The organism is uncultured Maribacter sp. (genome assembly GCF_963975365.1).
Taxonomy (GTDB): domain Bacteria; phylum Bacteroidota; class Bacteroidia; order Flavobacteriales; family Flavobacteriaceae; genus Maribacter.
Genome location: NZ_CAXBGF010000018.1, coordinates 22,432 through 37,333, shown reverse-complemented (window position 1 = coordinate 37,333; position 14,902 = coordinate 22,432). Strand labels below are relative to the sequence as shown.

Genomic DNA, 14,902 nt, shown 5'->3' with positions numbered 1-14,902 from the left:
ACACTACATTTGCCGACCCTTAAAGTAAGGGGTAATTTTTATATATTATTATAGTATGCCAACAATATCACAATTAGTACGAATAGGAAGAGAGACGATTACTAAGAAGAGTAAATCGGCTGCTTTGGATTCGTGTCCTCAAAGAAGGGGTGTTTGTACACGTGTTTATACTACTACGCCAAAGAAACCAAACTCAGCTATGAGAAAAGTAGCAAGGGTAAGGTTGACTAATGGTAAAGAGGTTAATGCGTACATTCCAGGAGAGGGGCACAATTTGCAAGAGCACTCGATAGTATTAGTAAGAGGCGGAAGAGTTAAAGATTTACCAGGGGTAAGGTATCATATTGTACGTGGTGCATTGGACACAGCAGGTGTGGCCGGTAGAACGCAACGTAGATCTAAATATGGTGCAAAACGCCCTAAGAAGTAATTAAACTTGTTTAAAAGGAAGTAATGAGAAAAAGACAGGCAAAGAAAAGACCGCTTTTACCGGATCCAAGATTTCATGATCAATTAGTGACACGTTTCGTTAATATGATGATGTGGGATGGTAAAAAATCAGTTGCGTTTAGTGTGTTTTATGATGCTATAGACATTGTAGATGCAAAGAAAACTGATGATGAGAAAACAGCTTTAGAGTTGTGGAAGGATGCATTGAGTAATGTAATGCCTCATGTTGAAGTGAGAAGTAGAAGGGTTGGTGGAGCTACGTTCCAGATTCCTATGCAAATTAGACCGGACAGAAAAATATCAACCGCTATGAAGTGGTTAATTAGTTATGCAAGAAAGCGTAATGAAAAAGGGATGTCTCAAAAATTAGCAGGTGAGATTTTAGCGGCTGCTAAGGAAGAAGGTGCAGCGGTTAAGAAAAGAGTCGATACGCACAAGATGGCTGAGGCAAACAAAGCATTCTCGCACTTTAGATTCTAGAATAACATGGCAAGAGATTTAAAATTTACAAGAAATATAGGTATTGCCGCTCATATTGATGCCGGTAAAACCACGACTACAGAGCGTATACTTTTTTATACGGGTGTAAGTCATAAGATAGGTGAGGTTCATGATGGTGCGGCCACTATGGATTGGATGGAGCAAGAGCAGGAGAGGGGAATTACGATTACTTCTGCTGCTACAACATGTGAGTGGAACTTTCCAATGAAAAATGGAGAGATTACCGATGATACTAAGCCTTATCATTTTAACATTATAGATACTCCGGGCCACGTTGATTTTACCGTAGAGGTGAATCGTTCTTTGCGTGTATTGGATGGTTTGGTCTTTTTGTTTAGTGCTGTTGATGGTGTTGAGCCTCAATCAGAAACTAACTGGAGATTGGCTGATAACTATAAGGTTCCAAGAATTGGATTTGTGAACAAAATGGACCGTCAAGGTTCTAATTTCCTTATGGTTTGTAAGCAAGTTAAGGAAATGTTGGGTTCAAATGCGGTTCCAATTGTGCTTCCTATCGGTGATGAAGCTGATTTTAGAGGTATAGTTGATTTAGCGAAAAATAGAGCTATTGTATGGCATGAGGAAGGTTTCGGTGCGACCTTTGATGTTATCGATATTCCTGAGGATATGAAAGCTGAGGTTAAGGAGTATAGAGCTGCCTTAATTGAAGCAGTTGCAGAGTATGATGAGCAATTAATGGAGAAATTCTTCGAAGATGAAGATTCTATATCGGAAGAAGAAGTACATGCTGCTTTAAGAGCTGCTGTAATGGATCGTGCGATAATTCCAATGATTTGTGGTTCTTCGTTCAAAAATAAAGGGGTTCAGTTTTTATTGGATGCTGTTTGTAGATATCTTCCTTCGCCTATGGATAAGGAAGCTATCGAAGGGACAAATCCTGATACGGGCGCTGTTGAAAGACGTAAGCCTAGTGTGAAAGAACCGTTTGCTGCCTTAGCTTTTAAGATTGCTACTGATCCTTTCGTTGGTAGATTAGCTTTCTTTAGAACATATTCTGGTCGTTTAGATGCGGGTTCATATATATTGAATAACCGTTCTGGAAAAAAAGAGCGTATTTCACGTATTTATCAAATGCATTCCAATAAGCAAAATGCTATCGATTATATCGAAGCAGGTGATATTGGGGCGGCAGTAGGTTTCAAGGATATTAAGACTGGTGATACCATGTCTGATGAAAAGCATCCAATTGTTTTGGAAAGTATGAATTTCCCAGAACCGGTTATTGGTATTGCTGTTGAGCCTAAAACAAAGGCTGATGTAGATAAGTTAGGAATGGCTTTATCTAAATTGGCTGAAGAGGATCCAACTTTTCAAGTGAAAACAGATGAAGCTTCAGGACAGACTATTATTTCTGGTATGGGCGAGTTGCACTTGGATATTATTGTAGATCGACTTAGAAGAGAGTTTAAGGTAGAGGTTAATCAAGGTGAACCACAAGTTGAATACAAAGAAGCATTGACGAAAACGGCCTCGCACAGAGAAACTTATAAAAAGCAATCTGGTGGTCGTGGTAAGTTTGGTGATATTGTATTTGAAATGGGTCCTGCGGATGACGATTTCGAAGGAGAAGGGCTTCAGTTTGTTGATCAAATAAAAGGTGGGCGTATTCCTAAGGAATTTATTCCAGCTGTAGAAAAAGGTTTTGCTGCTGCTATGCAGAACGGACCTTTGGCAGGTTATGAAATGGATACAATGAAAGTTGTTCTTACAGATGGTTCTTTCCACCCTGTGGATTCCGATGCACTTTCTTTTGAATTGGCTGCAAAGATGGGTTACAAAGCAGCGGGTAAAGCTGCTGGAGCGGTAATTATGGAGCCAATTATGAAGTTAGAAGTTATTACTCCTGAGGAGAATATGGGTGATATCGTTGGAGATTTAAACAGACGTAGAGGAACAATCGGTAACATGAGCGATAGAGCTGGTGCTAAAGTCGTTAAAGGAACTGTTCCATTATCAGAAATGTTTGGATATGTTACTTCGCTTAGAACATTATCTTCAGGTCGTGCAACTTCAACAATGGAATTTTCACATTATGCAGAAACTCCTTCTAATATTTCAGTAGAAGTGATTAAAGCAGCAAAAGGAATAACAGCATAAATTTAGGACATGAGTCAGAAAATTAGAATAAAACTAAAATCTTACGATCACAATTTAGTAGATAAGTCTGCTGAGAAGATTGTAAAAACGGTAAAAACTACTGGTGCTGTAGTAACAGGACCAATTCCATTACCTACACATAAAAAAATATTCACGGTTTTGCGTTCACCTCACGTGAACAAGAAGTCTAGAGAGCAGTTCCAATTAAGTTCTTATAAAAGATTATTGGATATTTATAGTTCTTCATCAAAAACTATTGATGCGCTTATGAAGTTAGAGCTTCCAAGTGGTGTAGAAGTGGAGATTAAGGTGTAAATTTGCTGTCTACCCCAATTATGGGTTAGGCTACATGTCCTAAGCTGCGTGCGAAGGAAAAATGGAAAAATAATTTAGGGTTAAATTATTTTGACCCTATTTTTTTGTAAAGAATTAAATAAGTAATAATTAATATAAATAAGTATGTCTGGGTTAATAGGAAGGAAAATAGGCATGACTAGTATTTTTGACGAGAATGGGAAAAATATCCCATGTACCGTAATAGAAGCTGGGCCATGTGTAGTTACCCAAGTCAGAACCGAAGAGGTTGACGGGTATAGTGCTCTTCAACTTGGTTTCGATGACAAGGCAGAAAGTCGTGCTAATAAGGCTGAATTAGGCCATTTTAAAAAAGCAGGTGCTTCTCCTAAGAAAAAAGTCGTTGAGTTCCAAGATTTTGAAGGTGATTTTAAATTAGGTGACACCGTAGGTGTTGATGTTTTTGTTGAAGGCGAATTTGTAGATGTTATTGGTACATCTAAGGGTAAAGGTTTTCAAGGTGTTGTGAAACGTCACGGTTTTGGTGGAGTTGGTCAAGCAACTCATGGTCAGCATAACAGGCTTAGGGCTCCAGGTTCTATTGGTGCTGCATCATATCCTGCAAGAGTTTTCAAGGGTATGAAAATGGCTGGTAGAATGGGTACGGATCGTGTAACGGTTCAAAACCTAAGAGTTTTAAAAGTAGTTCCAGAAAAGAATCTTTTAGTAGTAAAAGGTTGTGTTCCGGGCCATAAGAATGCTTATGTAACTATACAAAGGTGGATGTAATGAAAATAGCAGTTTTAGATATTAAAGGAAAAGACACAGGTAGAAAGGCAAACCTTTCTGATGATGTTTTCGCTATAGAGCCTAATGATCACGCTGTATATTTGGATGTTAAACAATATTTAGCACACCAAAGACAGGGAACGCATAAGGCTAAGGAGAGAGCCGAAATTGCAGGAAGTACTAGGAAGATTAAAAAACAAAAAGGTACTGGTACGGCTAGAGCTGGTAGTATTAAATCACCAATATTTAGAGGTGGTGGTAGAATTTTTGGACCTAGACCTAAAGATTATACTCAAAAATTGAATAAGAATTTAAAGCGTTTGGCTAGAAAATCCGCCTTGTCTTTAAAGAATAAAGAAAATGCAATTTTAGTTGTTGAGGATTTTGATTTTGACACTCCAAAAACAAAAGATTTTATTCAAGTTTTAAAGACTTTAGGTCTTGAAAACAAAAAATCTTTAATAGTGTTGGGTGATTCAAATAAAGGTGTATATTTGTCTTCGCGTAATTTTAAAGGCTCAGAAGTTATAACTAACTCAGAATTAAGTACTTATAAAATTCTTAATGCTAATAGTGTAGTGTTGTTGGAAAGCTCTTTAGAAGGAATCGAATCGAATTTAAATAAACAATAATATCATGAGTGTGTTGATAAAGCCAATTATAACGGAGAAAATGACTGCTGATAGCGAGTTGAACAACCGTTATGGTTTCGTAGTTAACCCTAAGGCAAATAAATTGCAAATTAAGGACGCGATTGAAGCTACTTATGGTGTTTCAGTAAAGAAGGTTCGTACTATGAATTACGGACCCACCAGAAAATCCAGATATACAAAAACTGGGGTTCAGCATGGTAAGACAAATGCTTTAAAAAAAGCAATTGTTGATGTTGTTGAAGGTGATATTATCGATTTTTACAGTAATCTATAAAGACAAGAAATGTCAGTTAGAAAATTAAAACCAATCACTCCAGGACAGCGTTTTAGAGTAGTAAATGGATTTGACGCCATTACTGCTGATAAGCCGGAGAAGAGCTTGCTTGCTCCGTTAAAAAAGTCCGGAGGTAGAAACAGTCAAGGAAAAATGACCATTCGCCAAAAAGGTGGAGGTCATAAGAGGAGGTATCGTGTAATAGATTTTAAAAGAGATAAGCAAGATGTGCTAGCTTCTGTAAAGTCTATTGAGTATGATCCAAACAGAACAGCTTTTATTGCTCTTTTAGAGTATGCTGATGGTGAAAAGCGATATGTTATTGCTCAAAACGGATTACAAGTAGATCAGCAGATCTCTTCTGGTAGTTCTGTGGCTCCTGAAATAGGAAATGCATTACCGTTAAGTGAAATACCTCTAGGTACAATAATATCATGTATTGAGTTAAGGCCAGGTCAAGGTGCTGTAATGGCAAGAAGTGCTGGTACATTTGCTCAACTTATGGCAAAGGATGGTAAATTTGTTACTGTTAAAATGCCATCTGGTGAAACAAGATTAATTCTTTCTGGTTGTATGGCTACTATAGGTGCCGTGTCTAACTCTGATCATCAATTGCTAGTGTCTGGTAAGGCGGGTAGAAGTAGATGGTTAGGTAGAAGACCAAGAACTAGACCGGTAGCAATGAACCCTGTCGATCACCCAATGGGTGGTGGTGAAGGTAGAGCTTCTGGAGGTCATCCAAGATCGAGAAATGGAATACCTGCTAAAGGATACAGAACTCGTTCTAAGACCAAGAGCACCAATAAGTATATAATAGAACGTAGAAAGAAATAAAAAAGTAGAAAGAAATGGCACGTTCACTAAAAAAAGGACCATACGTTCACTATAGCTTGGAGAAAAAAATCCAACAAAGTGTTTCATCCGGTAAAAAATCGGTAATCAAAACTTGGTCAAGAGCTTCTATGATAACTCCTGATTTTGTTGGGATGACTATAGCGGTTCATAACGGAAAACAATTTGTACCTGTTTTTGTAACAGAAAACATGGTAGGACATAAACTTGGGGAATTTTCGCCAACAAGATCTTTTAGGGGTCATGTAGGTGCAAAAAACAAAGGAAAAAAGTAAGCTATGGGAGTTCGTAAAAAACAGATGGCCGAAAGAATAAAGGCTGAAAAGAAGATGGTGGCTTTCGCTAAGTTGAATAACTGCCCTACTTCACCAAGAAAAATGCGTCTTGTGGCTGACTTGATTAGAGGTGTAAAGGTGGAGAATGCTTTGGCAATATTGAGGTTTAATCCTAAGGAGGCTTCAAGAAAATTGGAAAAGTTATTATTGTCTGCTTTGGCAAACTGGCAAGCTAAAAATGAAGATGCAAATTTAGAAGATGCAGATTTAGTTGTTGCTGAAATTAGAGTAGATGGTGGTGCGATGTTGAAAAGATTGCGTCCTGCTCCACAAGGTAGAGCGCATAGAATTAGAAAACGTTCAAACCATGTAACATTGGTTTTAGGGTCTAAAAATATAACAGAAAACTAGAATGGGACAGAAAACAAATCCAATAGGAAATCGTCTAGGAATCATTAGAGGTTGGGAGTCTAACTGGTATGGTGGAAATGATTATGGTGATAAATTGGCTGAGGATGATAAAATACGTAAGTATATTCATGCCAGACTTTCTAAAGCTAGTGTTTCTAGAGTTATAATAGAACGTACCCTTAAATTAATAACTGTTACGGTAACTACTGCTAGACCTGGTATTATTATCGGTAAAGGGGGTCAAGAGGTTGATAAGTTAAAAGAGGAATTGAAGAAAATCACCAATAAGGAGGTTCAAATCAATATTTTCGAAATAAAAAGACCAGAATTGGATGCGAATCTAGTAGCGGCAAGTGTTGCCCGTCAGATAGAAAGCAGAATTTCTTTTAGAAGGGCTATTAAAATGGCAATCGCTGCAGCAATGCGTATGAATGCTGAAGGTATAAAAATTCAAATTTCTGGAAGATTAAATGGTGCTGAAATGGCTCGTTCAGAATCTTATAAAGATGGTAGAATTCCTTTGTCGACCTTTAGGGCTGATATTGATTATGCCTTGCAGGAAGCTCAAACTACATATGGTAAACTTGGTATTAAAGTTTGGATTATGAAAGGTGAGGTTTATGGTAAGAGAGATTTATCTCCATTAGTAGGAATGCAAAAAAGTGAAACTACTAAAGGAAGTAAGCAAGAAGGTGGAAGAAAACAACGTCGTAGAAAGTAATTTTTTAAAGAACTAAAGTAATGTTACAACCGAAAAGAACGAAGTTCCGTAAGATGCAGAAAGGCCGTATGAAAGGCCTAGCTGGAAGAGGACACCAACTTTCAAATGGTATGTTCGGTATAAAGAATGTTGATGGTGCTACATTTTTGACTTCACGCCAAATTGAAGCTGCTCGTATTGCTGCTACAAGATTTATGAAGAGAGAAGGTCAATTGTGGATCAAAATATTTCCAGATAAGCCGATAACCAAAAAACCTTTAGAGGTACGTATGGGTAAAGGTAAGGGTGCACCTGAATATTTTGTTGCTGTGGTAAAACCTGGTAGAGTAATGTTTGAAGTGGCAGGGGTTCCAATGGAAGTAGCAAAAGAGGCTTTAAGATTAGCGGCGCAAAAACTTCCTGTTAAAACTAAATTTATTGTAGCTCGAGATTACGAGGTAGCAAATTAAACGTAAGTAACGATGAAAAAACAAGAGATTAAAGAAATGTCTGTAGAAGGACTTACGGAGAAATTGGCCGAGTATAAGAAGCAACATGGTGATTTGAAAATGGCACATTTTGTAACTCCGTTAGAAAATCCGCTTCAGATAAGAAAAGTAAGGAGAACGGTGGCAAGATTAGCTACTGAATTAACTAATAGGGAAAACCAATAATTGGTTGTGCTTTATGGAAAAAAGAAACTTAAGAAAAGAGAGAGTAGGAGTAGTCACTAGTGACAAAATGGAGAAATCCATTGTTGTTGCTGAAGTGAAAAGAGTAAAGCATCCTATGTACGGTAAATTCGTTTTGAAGACAAAGAAGTATGTTGCACATGACGAAAAAAATGACTGCAATATTGGTGATACGGTAAAAATCATGGAGACTCGTCCTATGAGTAAAACCAAATGTTGGAGATTAGTAGAAATCTTAGAAAGAGCTAAATAAGTTATGTTACAGCAAGAATCTAGATTAAAGGTTGCGGATAACACAGGAGCAAAGGAAGTTTTAACTATCCGTGTTCTTGGTGGTACTAAAAGAAGATATGCTTCAATAGGTGACAAAATAGTTGTTACGGTTAAAGAGGCAACTCCTAACGGAGGTATTAAAAAAGGAGCGGTATCAACTGCAGTAGTAGTTCGCACTAAGAAAGAGGTGAGAAGGCCTGATGGGTCTTATATCAGATTTGACGATAACGCTTGTGTATTGTTGAACCCTGCAGGAGAAATGAGAGGTACTCGTGTTTTTGGACCTGTTGCAAGAGAGCTTAGGGATAAGCAATTCATGAAGATTGTATCATTGGCCCCAGAGGTATTATAATATAACTGACAAGATGAAAAAGTTAAAGATTAAAACAGGAGATACGGTAAGAATTATTGCTGGTGACCATAAGGGAACTGAAGGTAAGGTGATGCGTGTAAATCTTGAGAAAAATAAAGCCATTGTTGAAGGTGCTAATATGGTATCTAAACATGAGAAGCCTAGTGCTAAAAATCCTCAAGGTGGTATTGTAAAAAAAGAAGCTTTAATCCATATTTCTAACCTTTCTTTAATTGATGGTAAATCCGGAGATACTACAAGAGTTGGTTATGAGATGAAGGATGGTAAAAAAGTAAGGGTTTCCAAAAAATCCAAAGAAGTAATTTAGTTATGGCATACGTTACAAGATTAAAGAAAGAGTATAAGGAGCGGATTATTGCTGCCCTTACCGAAGAATTTGGTTACAGTAATGTAATGCAGGTTCCTAAGTTAGAGAAAATAGTAATGAGTAGAGGGGTAGGTGCTGCTGTTGCTGATAAAAAGCTTATTGATCACGCACTTGATGAAATGACGATGATTACAGGTCAAAAAGCAGTTGCTACATTATCTAAAAAAGATGTTGCTGCATTTAAACTAAGAAAAGGTATGCCAATTGGTGCAAAAGTTACTCTAAGAGGTGAGCGTATGTACGAATTCTTAGATCGTTTAGTAACTTCTGCTTTACCACGAGTAAGAGATTTTCAAGGTATTAAAGCTACTGGCTTTGATGGTCGTGGAAATTATAACCTAGGTATCACTGAACAAATTATTTTTCCAGAAGTTAATATTGATAAAATCAATAGAATTAACGGAATGGATATTACTTTTGTAACCTCAGCAGAAACTGACAAGGAAGCAAAATCTTTATTAACTGAATTAGGATTACCTTTTAAAAAGAATTAGTATGGCTAAGGAATCAATGAAGGCCCGTGAGAGAAAAAGGGAAAGAACTGTAGCAATTTATGCTGAAAGGAGAAAAGCTTTGAAGGAGGCTGGTGACTTTGAAGCTTTACAGAGATTGCCTAAGAATGCATCTCCGGTAAGATTACACAATAGATGTAAGTTAACAGGTAGACCTAAAGGTTACATGAGAACCTTTGGTATTTCTAGGGTAATGTTTAGAGAAATGGCTAACGCTGGTTTAATACCTGGTGTTAAGAAGGCTAGCTGGTAATAAAAAGAATTATTAATGGTTTCAGGTTTGGCTTAGTTGCTGAAAACCGTCTCCGAATTATATATAAATGGTAACAGATACTATTGCAGATTACCTAACGAGAGTTAGAAACGCTAGTAGAGCGGGTCACAGGGTTGTTGAAATTCCTGCGTCGAATCTAAAAAAGGAAATAACTAAAATATTATTCGATCAAGGATATATTTTAAGTTATAAGTTTGAGGACAATAAGGTTCAAGGTGCGATTAAAATAGCTTTAAAATATGACAAGCTTACTAAAGAACCTGTTATTAAGAAAATTCAGCGTATCAGTAAACCGGGTCTTAGAAAGTATGCTGGTAGCGAAGATTTACCACGTGTATTAAATGGTTTAGGTATTGCTATTGTTTCTACATCTCACGGTGTAATGACAAGCAAACAAGCAAAGGCGGAAAAAGTTGGTGGTGAAGTTTTGTGCTACGTTTATTAATTGAATAAAGATTTAGAAGATGTCTAGAATAGGTAATAATCCAATCGCAATTCCTGAAGGAGTTACAATTGAAATCAATGACAGTATCATTTCTGTAAAAGGAAAGTTAGGTGAATTGACTCAAGAGTTTTCTGATGTTGCGGTTAAAGTAGAGGATGGACAGGCTTGGGTAACAAGACCGTCGGATTCTAAGGATCATAAAGCAAAGCACGGTTTGTATAGATCACTGATAACTAACATGGTTGAAGGTGTTTCTAAAGGATGGACCAAAGAGCTGGAATTGGTAGGTGTAGGTTATAGAGCAAGTAATCAAGGTCAAAAACTTGATTTGGCTTTAGGTTTTTCTCATAATATAGTTTTTGATTTAGCACCAGAGGTTCAAGTTGAGACTATTTCTGAAAAAGGTAAAAACCCAATCGTAAAACTAACGTCTCATGACAAACAATTAGTTGGCCATATTGCTGCAAAAATTAGATCTTTCCGTAGACCAGAACCGTACAAAGGGAAAGGAATTAAATTTGTAGGTGAAATATTAAGAAGAAAAGCTGGTAAGTCAGCTTAATATAAGGGTATTATGGGATTATCAAAGACACAAAGAAAATTAAGAATCCGACGTAGAATTCGTAAGGTTTCTTCTGGAACTGCAGCAAGACCAAGGTTATCTGTGTTCAGAAGTAATAGTGAGATTTACGCTCAAATTATAGATGACGTTAAAGGAATCACAATAGTATCTGCTTCTTCTAGAGATAAGGATATTGCTAAAACAAAAGGAAATAAAACAGAGATTGCTGCTTTAGTTGGAAAAACAATTGCTGAGAAATCTGTAAAAGCGGGCCTTGATAAGGTAGCTTTTGATAGAGGAGGTAATTTGTATCACGGAAGAGTAAAATCTTTAGCTGATGGTGCAAGAGAAGCAGGATTAAAATTCTAATATACTAGTATGTTCCAAAAATATAAAAACGTAGAAACTGTTAAGCCTGGCGGTTTAGATTTAAAAGATAAGTTAGTTGGCATTCAACGTGTAACAAAAGTAACGAAAGGTGGTAGAGCATTTGGTTTTTCTGCTATTGTTGTTGTAGGAGATGAAAATGGAGTTGTAGGTCATGGTTTAGGTAAATCTAAAGAAGTTGCGACTGCAATTGCTAAAGCTATTGAAGATGGTAAAAAGAATTTAGTTCGTATTCCTTTAAATAAAGGTACTTTACCACATGAGCAAAAAGGTAAATTTGGTGGTGCAAGGGTTTATATTCAACCTGCATCTCATGGTACCGGTGTTATTGCTGGTGGGGCCGTTAGATCAGTCTTGGAGTCGGTTGGAGTGCATGATGTACTTTCTAAATCTCAGGGTTCATCAAATCCACACAATGTTGTAAAGGCAACTTTTGATGCTTTATTGCAACTTAGGGATGCAAAAACAATTGCAGCACAAAGAGGTGTTTCTTTAGAAAAAGTATTTAAAGGCTAAGCGTAGAATTATGGCAAAGATTAAAGTGACACAAGTAAAAAGTGGAATTAAGAAACCTCAAAACCAGAAAAGGACTTTGGAGGCACTTGGTTTAAAAAGAATAGGACAGGTTGTTGAACATGATGATACACCTAACATTCTTGGAATGATAAATAAAGTTAAACATTTAGTTTCCACAGAGGAGGCTTAAAGATAGAATAGAATGGGTTTACATAGTCTACAGCCTGCAGAAGGTTCAGTGAATAGAGATGGAAAACGTCTTGGTAGAGGTCAAGGTTCTGGAAAAGGTGGAACAGCTGCAAGAGGTCATAAGGGAGCAAAGTCAAGATCTGGTTATTCTAAGAAAATTGGTTTCGAAGGGGGTCAAATGCCATTGCAACGCCGTGTACCTAAGTTTGGCTTTACAAATATTAATCGTAAAGATTATCAGGGTATTAATTTAGAAAAATTACAAGAACTTGTTGATAATAAAATTATCACCAATGAAGTGTCTTTAGATATCTTAATTGAAAACGGTTTAGTTGGTAAAAATGATTTAGTGAAAATTTTAGGGAATGGTGAATTAAAAGCGCCACTAAAAATTTCGGTACATAAATTTACGGTTTCTGCCAAAGCAGCTATTGAGGCAGCAGGTGGTGAGGCAATAAGTTTGTAAGCATAAACGAGAGCATGAAGAATTTTATTGATACAATATCCAATATTTGGAAGATAGAAGAACTAAGAAATAGAATTCTTATTACATTGGGTCTTTTGTTGGTTTATCGTTTTGGTTGTCAAATTGTACTTCCAGGTATAGATTCGACGCAATTAGGTGGATTGACAGATAGCACTGATCAAGGAATATTTGGTCTTTTAAATGCATTTACAGGAGGGGCTTTTGCTAATGCTTCTGTTTTTGCTTTGGGTATTATGCCATATATATCTGCATCTATTGTTGTGCAGTTAATGGGTATTGCAATACCTTATCTTCAAAAATTACAGAAAGAAGGTGAAAGCGGTCGTAAAACAATAAATCAAATTACAAGATGGTTAACCATTGGTATTTGTATTGTTCAAGCACCTGCATATCTTTATGGTTTAGAGGCTTTTGGTGTTAGAGATACTGCATTTTTACTAGGAAAAGGATTGGATTTTATGGTTCCTGCTGTTGTAATATTGGTAACAGGAACTGTATTTGCAATGTGGCTTGGTGAAAAAATAACGGATAAAGGTATTGGTAACGGTATTTCTTTGTTAATTATGATAGGTATCATTGCTACTATGCCACAATCTTTTGTTCAAGAGTTTATTTCAAGGACAACTGATAATAACGGAGGACTAATGTTTATATTAATTGAGGTCATTGTTTGGTTCTTGGTAATATTAGCATGTATTCTTTTAGTAATGGCAACAAGGCAAATTCCTGTACAATATGCTCGACGTACAGCTTCTGGTGGATATGAAAAGAACATAATGGGTTCTAGGCAGTATATACCTTTAAAGTTAAATGCTTCTGGAGTTATGCCAATTATATTTGCACAAGCTATTATGTTTGTTCCTGGTATGATAGGTAGTGCTTTTGATGACACATCTTTTGGACAGTGGATGCAAGTACAGTTTAGTGATATATTCGGATGGGCATATAATTTATTGTTTGCTTTGCTAATTATAATCTTTACTTACTTCTATACTGCAATTACAGTTCCTACCAATAAAATGGCAGATGACTTAAAAAGAAGTGGTGGTTTTATACCGGGAATACGACCTGGAAAAGAAACAGGAGATTATTTAGATAAGATTATGTCTTTAATAACATTACCTGGATCAATTTTCTTAGCTTTGCTGGCTATTTTACCAGCGATTGTAGTTAAGTTGATGGATGTTCAAGCAGGTTGGGCATTATTTTATGGTGGAACATCTCTATTAATTATGGTTGGGGTTGCCATTGATACGGTACAACAAGTAAATTCATATTTGTTAAATAGACATTATGATGGTTTGATGAAAACCGGTAAAAATAGAAAAGTAGCATAATTTATGGCTAAGCAGGCAGCAATAGAACAAGATGGGTCTATCATAGAAGCATTGTCAAATGCAATGTTTCGGGTAGAATTGGAGAATGGGCATGTGGTAACAGCGCATATTTCAGGTAAGATGCGTATGCACTATATTAAGTTATTACCTGGTGATAAGGTTAAATTGGAAATGAGTCCGTATGACCTTACGAAAGCAAGAATTACATATAGATACTAAGATACAAGATGAAAGTAAGAGCATCAGTTAAGAAGAGAAGCGCCGACTGCAAGATTGTTCGCAGAAAAGGCAGGTTGTACGTAATCAACAAAAAGAATCCTAGATTTAAACAAAGACAAGGGTAATTATGGCAAGAATCGCAGGTATAGATATACCAAAACAAAAGAGAGGCGTGATCGCCTTAACCTACATTTTTGGAATTGGCAGAAGTAGGTCACAAGAAATTTTGAGTAAAGCCCAAGTTAGTGAAGATACAAAGGTTTCTGATTGGAATGATGATGAAATTGGTCGTATCAGGGAGGCTGTTTCAGCTTTTGTAATCGAAGGTGAATTACGTTCTGAAACTCAGTTGAACATTAAACGTTTAATGGATATTGGCTGTTATAGAGGTATTCGTCATAGATCAGGGTTACCTTTAAGAGGTCAACGTACTAAGAACAACTCTAGAACTAGAAAAGGAAAGCGTAAAACAGTTGCTAACAAGAAGAAAGCAACTAAATAATAATTAGGTATGGCAAAGGCAAATACTAAAGTTACCAAGAAACGTAAAGTTATAGTTGACTCAGTTGGCGAAGCTCACATTAGTGCTTCTTTCAACAACATCATCATTTCTTTGACTAATAAAAAAGGAGATGTGATTTCTTGGTCATCTGCGGGTAAATTAGGTTTTAGGGGATCTAAGAAAAATACACCTTATGCTGCTCAAGTGGCGGCAGAAGACTGTTCTAAAGTTGCTCATGAAGCAGGATTAAGAAAAGTAAAGGTATATGTGAAAGGACCTGGAAATGGTAGAGAATCTGCAATAAGATCTTTACATAATGCAGGTATTGAAGTAACGGAAATCATAGATGTTACTCCTATGCCTCACAACGGTTGTAGACCTCCGAAGAGAAGAAGAGTTTAATTAATTATTAATATATTTCACCGAAAGTGTAGTTACGATTATCGAAGG

Annotated in this window: 29 protein-coding genes; all 29 read left to right on the top strand. The window is 36.7% G+C overall.

Going from position 1 to position 14,902, the window contains the following annotated elements:
- The first annotated feature begins 55 nt into the window (after positions 1-55).
- The 29 genes from rpsL to rpsK all read left to right on the top strand — a co-directional run bounded on the left by rpsL (position 56) and on the right by rpsK (position 14,854).
- Positions 56-430 carry a 30S ribosomal protein S12 gene (gene rpsL / locus AACZ49_RS16585; protein ID WP_036152127.1) on the top strand — a complete coding sequence of 125 codons (375 nt, stop codon included), beginning with the start codon at positions 56-58 and terminating at the stop codon, positions 428-430.
- A 23-nt stretch (positions 431-453) separates the two neighbouring features.
- On the top strand, positions 454-930 hold the full coding sequence (gene rpsG, locus AACZ49_RS16580; protein ID WP_339628410.1) for a 30S ribosomal protein S7: 477 nt from the start codon (positions 454-456) through the stop codon (positions 928-930).
- Between the two features lie 6 nt (positions 931-936).
- Complete coding sequence (gene fusA / locus AACZ49_RS16575) at positions 937-3,069, top strand: elongation factor G (protein ID WP_339657165.1); 2,133 nt, start codon at positions 937-939, stop codon at positions 3,067-3,069.
- A gap of 9 nt (positions 3,070-3,078) precedes the next feature.
- Positions 3,079-3,384, top strand: a complete 306-nt coding sequence (rpsJ, locus tag AACZ49_RS16570; protein ID WP_007094989.1) for a 30S ribosomal protein S10 — start codon at positions 3,079-3,081, stop codon at positions 3,382-3,384.
- Between the two features lie 144 nt (positions 3,385-3,528).
- A complete protein-coding gene (gene rplC, locus AACZ49_RS16565; RefSeq protein ID WP_339657163.1) occupies positions 3,529-4,152 on the top strand; it encodes a 50S ribosomal protein L3 in 624 nt (207 codons plus the stop codon).
- Complete coding sequence (rplD, locus tag AACZ49_RS16560; protein WP_339657161.1) at positions 4,152-4,784, top strand: 50S ribosomal protein L4; 633 nt, start codon at positions 4,152-4,154, stop codon at positions 4,782-4,784. Before rplC ends, rplD begins: the two co-directional genes overlap by 1 nt.
- Positions 4,785-4,788: 4 nt before the next feature.
- Positions 4,789-5,079: a 50S ribosomal protein L23 gene (gene rplW / locus AACZ49_RS16555; RefSeq protein ID WP_339657159.1), complete on the top strand. Its 291-nt coding sequence runs from the start codon at positions 4,789-4,791 to the stop codon at positions 5,077-5,079.
- 9 nt (positions 5,080-5,088) lie between these two features.
- Positions 5,089-5,913 (top strand): 50S ribosomal protein L2, encoded by an 825-nt coding sequence (gene rplB / locus AACZ49_RS16550; RefSeq protein ID WP_339657157.1) that lies wholly within the window; start codon positions 5,089-5,091, stop codon positions 5,911-5,913.
- A gap of 14 nt (positions 5,914-5,927) precedes the next feature.
- Positions 5,928-6,206, top strand: coding sequence for a 30S ribosomal protein S19 (gene rpsS, locus AACZ49_RS16545; RefSeq protein WP_068483643.1), 279 nt, complete (start codon positions 5,928-5,930; stop codon positions 6,204-6,206).
- 3 nt (positions 6,207-6,209) lie between these two features.
- A complete protein-coding gene (rplV, locus tag AACZ49_RS16540; protein ID WP_079510389.1) occupies positions 6,210-6,617 on the top strand; it encodes a 50S ribosomal protein L22 in 408 nt (135 codons plus the stop codon).
- Between the two features lies 1 nt (position 6,618).
- Positions 6,619-7,338: a 30S ribosomal protein S3 gene (gene rpsC, locus AACZ49_RS16535; protein WP_339657153.1), complete on the top strand. Its 720-nt coding sequence runs from the start codon at positions 6,619-6,621 to the stop codon at positions 7,336-7,338.
- 20 nt (positions 7,339-7,358) lie between these two features.
- A complete protein-coding gene (gene rplP / locus AACZ49_RS16530; RefSeq protein ID WP_339657151.1) occupies positions 7,359-7,787 on the top strand; it encodes a 50S ribosomal protein L16 in 429 nt (142 codons plus the stop codon).
- A gap of 12 nt (positions 7,788-7,799) precedes the next feature.
- Entirely contained in the window at positions 7,800-7,991 is a 192-nt protein-coding gene (rpmC, locus tag AACZ49_RS16525; protein WP_079510392.1) for a 50S ribosomal protein L29, read from the top strand.
- Positions 7,992-8,004: 13 nt separating this feature from the next.
- Positions 8,005-8,262, top strand: coding sequence for a 30S ribosomal protein S17 (rpsQ, locus tag AACZ49_RS16520; RefSeq protein WP_079510393.1), 258 nt, complete (start codon positions 8,005-8,007; stop codon positions 8,260-8,262).
- A gap of 3 nt (positions 8,263-8,265) precedes the next feature.
- Positions 8,266-8,634 (top strand): 50S ribosomal protein L14, encoded by a 369-nt coding sequence (gene rplN / locus AACZ49_RS16515; RefSeq protein WP_027064819.1) that lies wholly within the window; start codon positions 8,266-8,268, stop codon positions 8,632-8,634.
- Positions 8,635-8,647: 13 nt separating this feature from the next.
- Positions 8,648-8,962, top strand: coding sequence for a 50S ribosomal protein L24 (rplX, locus tag AACZ49_RS16510; protein ID WP_339657147.1), 315 nt, complete (start codon positions 8,648-8,650; stop codon positions 8,960-8,962).
- Between the two features lie 2 nt (positions 8,963-8,964).
- Positions 8,965-9,516, top strand: coding sequence for a 50S ribosomal protein L5 (gene rplE, locus AACZ49_RS16505; RefSeq protein ID WP_091621977.1), 552 nt, complete (start codon positions 8,965-8,967; stop codon positions 9,514-9,516).
- A 1-nt stretch (position 9,517) separates the two neighbouring features.
- On the top strand, positions 9,518-9,787 hold the full coding sequence (gene rpsN / locus AACZ49_RS16500; protein WP_339657143.1) for a 30S ribosomal protein S14: 270 nt from the start codon (positions 9,518-9,520) through the stop codon (positions 9,785-9,787).
- Between the two features lie 67 nt (positions 9,788-9,854).
- Entirely contained in the window at positions 9,855-10,253 is a 399-nt protein-coding gene (gene rpsH / locus AACZ49_RS16495; protein ID WP_339657142.1) for a 30S ribosomal protein S8, read from the top strand.
- Positions 10,254-10,272: 19 nt separating this feature from the next.
- Positions 10,273-10,815 (top strand): 50S ribosomal protein L6, encoded by a 543-nt coding sequence (rplF, locus tag AACZ49_RS16490; RefSeq protein ID WP_339657141.1) that lies wholly within the window; start codon positions 10,273-10,275, stop codon positions 10,813-10,815.
- Between the two features lie 12 nt (positions 10,816-10,827).
- Positions 10,828-11,184: a 50S ribosomal protein L18 gene (rplR, locus tag AACZ49_RS16485; protein WP_339657139.1), complete on the top strand. Its 357-nt coding sequence runs from the start codon at positions 10,828-10,830 to the stop codon at positions 11,182-11,184.
- Positions 11,185-11,193: 9 nt separating this feature from the next.
- Positions 11,194-11,718, top strand: coding sequence for a 30S ribosomal protein S5 (gene rpsE, locus AACZ49_RS16480; RefSeq protein WP_091621991.1), 525 nt, complete (start codon positions 11,194-11,196; stop codon positions 11,716-11,718).
- Between the two features lie 10 nt (positions 11,719-11,728).
- Positions 11,729-11,908 carry a 50S ribosomal protein L30 gene (gene rpmD, locus AACZ49_RS16475; protein WP_027064811.1) on the top strand — a complete coding sequence of 60 codons (180 nt, stop codon included), beginning with the start codon at positions 11,729-11,731 and terminating at the stop codon, positions 11,906-11,908.
- 12 nt (positions 11,909-11,920) lie between these two features.
- Entirely contained in the window at positions 11,921-12,373 is a 453-nt protein-coding gene (gene rplO, locus AACZ49_RS16470; protein ID WP_339657137.1) for a 50S ribosomal protein L15, read from the top strand.
- Between the two features lie 14 nt (positions 12,374-12,387).
- The gene (secY, locus tag AACZ49_RS16465) at positions 12,388-13,731 is read left to right on the top strand and encodes a preprotein translocase subunit SecY (RefSeq protein WP_339657135.1); all 1,344 of its coding nucleotides are present in this window, start codon (positions 12,388-12,390) and stop codon (positions 13,729-13,731) included.
- A 3-nt stretch (positions 13,732-13,734) separates the two neighbouring features.
- The gene (infA, locus tag AACZ49_RS16460) at positions 13,735-13,950 is read left to right on the top strand and encodes a translation initiation factor IF-1 (protein WP_013305172.1); all 216 of its coding nucleotides are present in this window, start codon (positions 13,735-13,737) and stop codon (positions 13,948-13,950) included.
- An 8-nt stretch (positions 13,951-13,958) separates the two neighbouring features.
- Complete coding sequence (gene ykgO / locus AACZ49_RS16455; protein ID WP_013305171.1) at positions 13,959-14,075, top strand: type B 50S ribosomal protein L36; 117 nt, start codon at positions 13,959-13,961, stop codon at positions 14,073-14,075.
- Positions 14,076-14,077: 2 nt separating this feature from the next.
- Entirely contained in the window at positions 14,078-14,452 is a 375-nt protein-coding gene (rpsM, locus tag AACZ49_RS16450; protein WP_091622003.1) for a 30S ribosomal protein S13, read from the top strand.
- A gap of 9 nt (positions 14,453-14,461) precedes the next feature.
- Positions 14,462-14,854, top strand: coding sequence for a 30S ribosomal protein S11 (gene rpsK / locus AACZ49_RS16445; protein WP_036152169.1), 393 nt, complete (start codon positions 14,462-14,464; stop codon positions 14,852-14,854).
- Positions 14,855-14,902 lie beyond the last annotated feature (48 nt).

Coding starts and splice junctions, on each gene's coding strand:
- rpsL (WP_036152127.1), top strand. CDS start 56: ATGCCAACAATATCACAATTAGTACGAATAGGAAGAGAGACGATTACT.
- rpsG (WP_339628410.1), top strand. CDS start 454: ATGAGAAAAAGACAGGCAAAGAAAAGACCGCTTTTACCGGATCCAAGA.
- fusA (WP_339657165.1), top strand. CDS start 937: ATGGCAAGAGATTTAAAATTTACAAGAAATATAGGTATTGCCGCTCAT.
- rpsJ (WP_007094989.1), top strand. CDS start 3,079: ATGAGTCAGAAAATTAGAATAAAACTAAAATCTTACGATCACAATTTA.
- rplC (WP_339657163.1), top strand. CDS start 3,529: ATGTCTGGGTTAATAGGAAGGAAAATAGGCATGACTAGTATTTTTGAC.
- rplD (WP_339657161.1), top strand. CDS start 4,152: ATGAAAATAGCAGTTTTAGATATTAAAGGAAAAGACACAGGTAGAAAG.
- rplW (WP_339657159.1), top strand. CDS start 4,789: ATGAGTGTGTTGATAAAGCCAATTATAACGGAGAAAATGACTGCTGAT.
- rplB (WP_339657157.1), top strand. CDS start 5,089: ATGTCAGTTAGAAAATTAAAACCAATCACTCCAGGACAGCGTTTTAGA.
- rpsS (WP_068483643.1), top strand. CDS start 5,928: ATGGCACGTTCACTAAAAAAAGGACCATACGTTCACTATAGCTTGGAG.
- rplV (WP_079510389.1), top strand. CDS start 6,210: ATGGGAGTTCGTAAAAAACAGATGGCCGAAAGAATAAAGGCTGAAAAG.
- rpsC (WP_339657153.1), top strand. CDS start 6,619: ATGGGACAGAAAACAAATCCAATAGGAAATCGTCTAGGAATCATTAGA.
- rplP (WP_339657151.1), top strand. CDS start 7,359: ATGTTACAACCGAAAAGAACGAAGTTCCGTAAGATGCAGAAAGGCCGT.
- rpmC (WP_079510392.1), top strand. CDS start 7,800: ATGAAAAAACAAGAGATTAAAGAAATGTCTGTAGAAGGACTTACGGAG.
- rpsQ (WP_079510393.1), top strand. CDS start 8,005: ATGGAAAAAAGAAACTTAAGAAAAGAGAGAGTAGGAGTAGTCACTAGT.
- rplN (WP_027064819.1), top strand. CDS start 8,266: ATGTTACAGCAAGAATCTAGATTAAAGGTTGCGGATAACACAGGAGCA.
- rplX (WP_339657147.1), top strand. CDS start 8,648: ATGAAAAAGTTAAAGATTAAAACAGGAGATACGGTAAGAATTATTGCT.
- rplE (WP_091621977.1), top strand. CDS start 8,965: ATGGCATACGTTACAAGATTAAAGAAAGAGTATAAGGAGCGGATTATT.
- rpsN (WP_339657143.1), top strand. CDS start 9,518: ATGGCTAAGGAATCAATGAAGGCCCGTGAGAGAAAAAGGGAAAGAACT.
- rpsH (WP_339657142.1), top strand. CDS start 9,855: ATGGTAACAGATACTATTGCAGATTACCTAACGAGAGTTAGAAACGCT.
- rplF (WP_339657141.1), top strand. CDS start 10,273: ATGTCTAGAATAGGTAATAATCCAATCGCAATTCCTGAAGGAGTTACA.
- rplR (WP_339657139.1), top strand. CDS start 10,828: ATGGGATTATCAAAGACACAAAGAAAATTAAGAATCCGACGTAGAATT.
- rpsE (WP_091621991.1), top strand. CDS start 11,194: ATGTTCCAAAAATATAAAAACGTAGAAACTGTTAAGCCTGGCGGTTTA.
- rpmD (WP_027064811.1), top strand. CDS start 11,729: ATGGCAAAGATTAAAGTGACACAAGTAAAAAGTGGAATTAAGAAACCT.
- rplO (WP_339657137.1), top strand. CDS start 11,921: ATGGGTTTACATAGTCTACAGCCTGCAGAAGGTTCAGTGAATAGAGAT.
- secY (WP_339657135.1), top strand. CDS start 12,388: ATGAAGAATTTTATTGATACAATATCCAATATTTGGAAGATAGAAGAA.
- infA (WP_013305172.1), top strand. CDS start 13,735: ATGGCTAAGCAGGCAGCAATAGAACAAGATGGGTCTATCATAGAAGCA.
- ykgO (WP_013305171.1), top strand. CDS start 13,959: ATGAAAGTAAGAGCATCAGTTAAGAAGAGAAGCGCCGACTGCAAGATT.
- rpsM (WP_091622003.1), top strand. CDS start 14,078: ATGGCAAGAATCGCAGGTATAGATATACCAAAACAAAAGAGAGGCGTG.
- rpsK (WP_036152169.1), top strand. CDS start 14,462: ATGGCAAAGGCAAATACTAAAGTTACCAAGAAACGTAAAGTTATAGTT.